Genomic DNA, 6,448 nt, shown 5'->3' with positions numbered 1-6,448 from the left:
GTGCACTGTCCTGCGCCCCGCCCGCCCCGCCCGCCCCGCCCGGCGCGGGGGGCGCGGCGGGCGCCGGCTCCCACCACCGCGGCGGCGCCTCCCGCCGCAGCACCGCCCCGCCCGGGGTGCGCACCTCCACCGCCCCGTGCCGGGACACCGCCACCGTCACCCGCTCCGACACCACCCGCCAGCCACCCCCGGTGTCCGGCTCCAGCACGGCCCGCGGATCCGGCTCCGGCCCGCCGCCCACCACCGCGTACGAGGGCGTCGGCCCGGCCCCGTCCCAGCTCCAGAACACGGTGCCGCCCACCATCACCCGCACCAGCAGCTCCGAGCGCGCGAACCGCAGCACACCCCCGCCGGGCCGGGGCTCCGTCCCGGTCAGCAGCCCCGGTACGCGCGCCCGCTCCGCGCCCCGGCGCGGAAGCCCCACGGCGTCCGTGCGCCGGTGGCGCCACGCCGCGAGCCAGGCGCGCCGCCCGCGCTCCGTACCGATGTCCTTCACCGCACGCACCAGATCACGACCGTCCATGCCGCTCACCCTGCCACCGGCCCCCGGCCGAGGAGAGGGCGTTCAACTCCCGTTCACCCGGCAGCGGCACCCCTGCGGCGTGAACCCGCCCATCACCCGACCGGCCAGGTCGGCCCTGGTGCAGAGGTCGATCACATGGCATCGTCCCTGTGAGCCGCCACGCGCACACCCCTCGCGCGATGGCACCGTACGCACACGAAGCGCGAGCCGCAGACTTGACCGGGAGCCGACCCATGACCTCAGCCACGCAGCCGGAACCCCTCTGGGCGCCGGGCCCCGACCGGATCGCCGCGGCCCGGATCACCGCCTTCCAGGGCTGGGCCGCGCAGCGCTTCGGGGCCCCCGCCGAGGGTGGCTACCCCGCCCTGCACCGCTGGTCCGTCGACGAGCTCGACACCTTCTGGCAGGCCGTCGCCGAGTGGTTCGACGTCCGGTTCACCACCCCGTACGAATCCGTCCTCGCCGACCGCTCCATGCCCGGCGCACGCTGGTTCACGGGTTCCACCCTCAACTACGCCGAGCACGCGCTGCGCGCCGCCGAGGACCCGGCCCGCGCCGACGACCCCGCCCTGCTGTACGTGGACGAGACCCACGAGGCCGTCCCGGTCACCTGGGCCGAGCTCCGCCGCCAGGTCGGGTCGCTCGCCGCCGAACTGCGCGCCATCGGCGTACGCCCCGGCGACCGCATCAGCGGCTACCTCCCCAACATCCCCGAGGCCGCCGTCGCCCTCCTCGCCACCGCCGCCGTCGGCGGCGTCTGGACCTCCTGCGCCCCCGACTTCGGCGCCCGCGCGGTCCTCGACCGCTTCCAGCAGGTGGAGCCCGTCGTCCTGTTCACCGTGGACGGCTACCGCTACGGCGGCAAGGAGCACGACCGCCGGGACGCCGTCGCCGAGCTCCGCCAGGATCTCCCCTCCCTGCGCGCCGTCGTCCACATCCCGCTCCTCGGCACGCCCGCCCCCGAGGGCGCCCTCGACTGGTCCGCCCTCACCGCGGCCGCGACCGAACCCGTCTTCGAGCCGGTCCCCTTCGACCACCCCCTCTGGGTCCTCTACTCCTCCGGGACGACCGGCCTCCCCAAGGCCATCGTCCAGTCCCAGGGCGGCATCCTCCTCGAACACCTCAAGCAGCTCGGCCTGCACTGCGACCTCGGTCCCGAGGACCGGTTCTTCTGGTACACCTCCACCGGCTGGATGATGTGGAACTTCCTCGTCTCCGGACTGCTGACCGGCACGACCGTCGTCCTCTACGACGGCAGCCCGGGCTACCCCGACACGGGCGCCCAGTGGCGCATCGCCGAGCGCACCAAGGCCACCCTGTACGGCACCTCCGCCGCATACGTCATGGCCTGCCGCAAGGCCGAGGTCCACCCGGCCCGCGACTTCGACCTCTCCGCCGTGAAGTGCGTGGCGACCACCGGCTCCCCGCTCCCGCCCGACGGCTTCCGCTGGCTCCACGAAGAGGTCGCCGAGGACCTCTGGATCGCCTCCGTCAGCGGCGGCACCGACGTCTGCAGCTGCTTCGCCGGCGCCGTCCCCACCCTCCCGGTCCACATCGGCGAGCTCCAGGCCGCCGGCCTCGGCACGGACCTCCAGTCCTGGGACCCGTCCGGCAAGCCGGTCATCGGCGAGGTCGGCGAGCTCGTCGTCGCCAACCCCATGCCGTCCATGCCGATCCACTTCTGGAACGATCCCGACGGCAGCCGCTACCGCGACAGCTACTTCGAGATGTTCCCCGGCGTCTGGCGCCACGGGGACTGGATCACGATCACCGACCACGGCTCGGTGATCATCCACGGTCGCTCCGACTCCACGCTCAACCGCCAGGGCGTCCGGATGGGCTCCGCCGACATCTACGAGGCCGTCGAGCGCCTCCCGGAGATCAAGGAGTCCCTGGTCATCGGGCTGGAAGAGCCGAACGGCGGCTACTGGATGCCGCTCTTCGTCCACCTCGTCCCCGGCGCCGCCCTCGACGACGGCCTGCGCGCCCGGATCAAGGCGACGATCCGCGAGGAGCTCTCCCCGCGCCACGTCCCCGACGAGATCATCGAGGTCCCGGGCATCCCGCACACCCTCACCGGCAAGCGCATCGAGGTCCCCGTCAAGCGTCTCCTCCAGGGCGCGCCCCTGGCCAAGGCGGTCAACCCGGGCTCCGTCGACAACATCGACCTCCTCCGCTTCTACGAGGAGCTGGCCCGCACCCGCGGCTGAGGCCGCTGTCAGTGGCCGTGATTACTCTGAGTGAGCAAGTGATTGCAGCACTCAGGGGGGAACCATGCCACGGAAGAACGACACCCGAGCCCACCGGACCCGCACCAGCGACCGGCGCCGCACGCTGCGCCGCGAGGTCCCCAGTACCGTCGGCCTGCTCGCCGACGCCGGGGACTTCGCGGCCATGCGCGGCTACCGCAGCTTCACCTTCGACGACCACGACGACTACACCGACTACCTCCACCACGTCGAGGGCCTGCTCCGGTCCCTCGCGGCCCAGGGCATCCACACCACCGTCGCCCTCTTCGATCCCGAGGAGTACGCCGAGTACTGCGGGGAGAACGGCCTCGACCCGGACACGGCCGAGACCCGCACCCGCTTCACCGCGGACCTGGCCGGCAGCGGCCCCGTTCTGCCCTACACCGGCCAGCCCATCGACGAGCTCGTCCCGCTCCTCGTCGACGAGGCCGTCCGCCAGGCCACGTGGGAGTACGCCACCACCCTCCTCGCCGAAGTGGGCCGCTGCGCGGACTGCGGCGAGGACATCGGCCACGCCTCCTTCGACCGCGCCACCGACGCCCTCACACGCCTCGTCGCCGGCGCCGGCCCTGGCCATCACCATTTCGTCTGCAGCATCCCGACCGATACGGAACAGCTCGTCGCCGTCCTCCACGCCGACACCACCGACGACCCGGACACCCCGCCCCGCATCGAGCGCCGTGACGGCCTCGACTTCGTGACGGTCCTCGCCGCGGGGCTCGCCCTCGGCGGAGCCGGGGGACTGGTGGTGCGCAGCACCACCGAGGGCCACCGGGACCGGGTCCACGGCTGGCGTCTGGACCGCGGCCGTCTCACCGCGCTTTCGGCGGCGGCCGTCTTCAACGCCTACTGCACGGACGCCGACACGGGCGACCCCGTCGCCCCGGAACCGGGCGTCGAATACTGCCCGGGGTACGACGTCGACGCCCCCGGCCCGCACCACTAGACGACCGAGGGGCCCTCGCCACCGGCGAAGGCCCCTCGATCACACACGCCGCACCCTCCGGCTACTCGCCGGAAAGCACCGCCTGGGCGGCCACGCGGGCCTCCTCGGCAGTGTCCGACGCACGCGCGGCCGCCGCGGCACGCTCGCACTGCGCCAGCGTGTATTTCGCGAGCGTCGCGCGCACATAGGGAATCGAAGCGGCACCCATCGACAGGGAGGTGACACCCAGACCGGTCAGCACACAGGCCAGCAGCGGGTCGGAAGCGGCCTCACCGCAGACGCCGCAGCTCTTGCCCTCCGCCCTGGCGGCCTCGGCCGACATGGCGATGAGGTCGAGCAGCGCGGGCTGCCACGGATCCTGAAGCCGGGAGACCGCGCCGACCTGACGGTCGGCGGCGAAGGCGTACTGCGCCAGGTCATTGGTGCCCAGTGACAGGAACTCGACCTCCTGGAGGATGGAACGCGCCCGGAGCGCGGCGGAGGGGATCTCCACCATCGCGCCGAACTTCGCGCGCAGACCGGCTTCCCGGCAGGCGTCGGCGAAAGCCTTGGCGTCGGTCCGGTCCGCCACCATCGGGGCCATGACCTCGAGGTAGACCGGCAGCCCCTCTGCCGCCTTGGCCAGCGCGGTGAGCTGCGTACGCAGCACGTCCGGATGGTCCAGGAGCGAACGCAGCCCGCGCACCCCCAGCGCCGGGTTCGGCTCGTCGGCCGGCGTCAGGAAGTCCAGCGGCTTGTCGGCGCCGGCATCGAGCACGCGCACGACGACACGGCCCTCGGGGAAGGCTTCGAGCACCTTGCGGTACGACTCGATCTGCTTCTCCTCGGACGGAGCCTTCTTGCTGTCGTCCAGGAACAGGAACTCGGTGCGGAACAGACCCACACCCTCGGCCCCCGCCTCGACGGCCGCCGGCACGTCCGCGGGACCGCCGACGTTGGCCAGCAGCGGCACCTTGTGCCCGTCGGAGGTCGCACCCGGACCGGACGACGCGGCCAGCGCCGCCTTGCGCTCGGCGGCCGCGGCCTCCAGCTCGGCCCGCTTCTCCGGCGACGGTTCGACGAACAGGTCACCCGTGCTGCCGTCCACTGCGATCAGAGTGCCCTCGGCGATCTCACCGGCACCCGGCAGCGCCACGATCGCCGGGACTCCCAGCGCCCTCGCGAGGATCGCACTGTGGCTGGTCGGCCCGCCCTCCTCGGTCACGAAGCCGAGGACGAGCGCCGGGTCGAGCAGAGCCGTATCGGCGGGGGCCAGATCCCGCGCGATCAGCACGTACGGCTCGTCACTGTCGGGCACGCCCGGCATCGGCACGCCCAGCAGCCGCGCCACGATGCGGTTGCGTACGTCATCCAGGTCGGCCACCCGGCCGGCCATGTACTCCCCGGCCCCCGCGAGCAGATCGCGGTAGGCGGCGAACGCGTCGTACACGCCGCGCTCGGCGGTGCTGCCGACGGCGATCCGCCGGTCGACGTCCGCCATCAGCTCGGGGTCCTCGGCGATCATCGCCTGAGCCTCGAGCACGTGCTGGGCCTCGCCACCGGCCAGCTGGCCGCGCGCGATCAGATCGGCCGCCACAGCACTCACGGCCTGACGGGCGCGCCCCTGTTCGCGCGCCGCCTCATCGGCGGTGATCCGCTTCGCCGGCGGCTCGAGGACCGCCGTACCCATGTGCCGAACCTCGCCGATCGCCACACCGTGGCTCACGCCGACGCCTCGCAGCGTTGTCTCCATTTCACCCGTCTCCGATTGAGCGGCGGGCCGACCCGCCGCGGTGGATGTCCGACTCGCCTCTGCAGGCGGACGCGTCACTGCCAGCTGAAGAGAGCGTCGTCAGCCTTCACGTCGCCGGACTCGACGAGGTCGGTGAGGGAGTCCGCCGTCGCCTCGAGCGCCACGACGGGGCAGATCGGCGACTTGCCGGCGGCCTCGACCGCAGCGGGGTCCCAGCGGATGACGGCCTGGCCGCGGGTCACGGTGTCGCCCTTGGTCACGAGGAGCTCGAAGCCCTCGCCGTTGAGCTGAACCGTGTCGATCCCGAGGTGCGTCAGCACACCGTGACCCTCACCGTCGACGACGACGTACGCGTGCGGGTGCAGGGAGACGACCACGCCATCGACGGGGGACACCGCCTCCGAGGGCTCGCGCACGGGATCGATGGCGGTGCCCGGTCCCACCATGGCGCCGGAGAACACCGGATCGGGCACTGCCGCGAGTCCGATGGCGCGCCCGGCGAGTGGGGACGTCAGCTGGTCATGGGGGCCTCCCAGGGGTGGGGCTCTCGTGTCGCCGTCACTGCCTGTTGCGAACGGCGTACTCTTCTGAAGGATATGGCACAAGATGTTCGGGTTCGCCCGGTGTTGTTCCCGACCCGGGCGGCCCTTCGCACGGAGACTAGTGGACTAGACCGGTGGACTAGACCATACGCCTCCATCGATTTGCTTGGGTCCCCCGGGGAGCGGTACTCTCGTGACTCCCGCCGGGACGCTGCGTGTGAACTTCTCACGAACGGCCGATGGACGGGACTTCAACTCTCCATCATCGATCTTGATCTCAGGCCCTCTCCTGCATGCCCTTCGGGTCATGCGATGAGTGGTTCGGGAGAAGGGAAATCGCTGATAGAGTCGGAATCGCCGAAAAGGGAAACGCGAAAGCGAAGAACTGGAAAGTGAAACCCGCTTCGACCGGGAATCGGACACGAAAGAGTCTGATAGAGTCGGAAACGCAAGAAC

At 72.0% G+C, this 6,448-nt stretch carries 4 protein-coding genes and 1 pseudogene; 2 read left to right on the top strand and 3 right to left on the bottom strand.

All coding sequences use genetic code 11. From position 1 onward, the window contains the following. A pseudogene (locus ACWGIF_RS37635) lies at window positions 1-523 on the bottom strand (glycosyl hydrolase); the annotation flags it as partial. Window positions 524-756: 233 nt separating this feature from the next. On the opposite strand from ACWGIF_RS37635, the gene ACWGIF_RS37630 reads away from it, so the two are divergent. Both ACWGIF_RS37630 and ACWGIF_RS37625 read left to right on the top strand, forming a co-directional pair. Continuing rightward, entirely contained in the window at window positions 757-2,733 is a 1,977-nt protein-coding gene (locus ACWGIF_RS37630; protein ID WP_453504333.1) for an acetoacetate--CoA ligase, read from the top strand. Window positions 2,734-2,797: 64 nt separating this feature from the next. Beyond that, window positions 2,798-3,718: a hypothetical protein gene (locus ACWGIF_RS37625; RefSeq protein ID WP_453504331.1), complete on the top strand. Its 921-nt coding sequence runs from the start codon at window positions 2,798-2,800 to the stop codon at window positions 3,716-3,718. Between the two features lie 61 nt (window positions 3,719-3,779). On the opposite strand, the gene ptsP is transcribed toward ACWGIF_RS37625, so the two are convergent. After that, on the bottom strand, window positions 3,780-5,450 hold the full coding sequence (gene ptsP, locus ACWGIF_RS37620; RefSeq protein ID WP_453504329.1) for a phosphoenolpyruvate--protein phosphotransferase: 1,671 nt from the start codon (window positions 5,448-5,450) through the stop codon (window positions 3,780-3,782). 74 nt (window positions 5,451-5,524) lie between these two features. Further along, complete coding sequence (locus ACWGIF_RS37615; protein ID WP_453504335.1) at window positions 5,525-5,965, bottom strand: PTS sugar transporter subunit IIA; 441 nt, start codon at window positions 5,963-5,965, stop codon at window positions 5,525-5,527. Window positions 5,966-6,448 lie beyond the last annotated feature (483 nt).

The organism is Streptomyces sp. NPDC054849 (assembly GCF_053610945.1).
Note: the sequence above shows the minus strand (reverse complement) of the source record. Positions and strands in the feature narration are given on the sequence as shown.

Excerpts from the sequence above, each read along its gene's own strand:
- ACWGIF_RS37630 (WP_453504333.1), top strand. The coding sequence starts at position 757 with ATGACCTCAGCCACGCAGCCGGAACCCCTCTGGGCGCCGGGCCCCGAC.
- ACWGIF_RS37625 (WP_453504331.1), top strand. The coding sequence starts at position 2,798 with ATGCCACGGAAGAACGACACCCGAGCCCACCGGACCCGCACCAGCGAC.
- ptsP (WP_453504329.1), bottom strand. The coding sequence starts at position 5,450 with ATGGAGACAACGCTGCGAGGCGTCGGCGTGAGCCACGGTGTGGCGATC.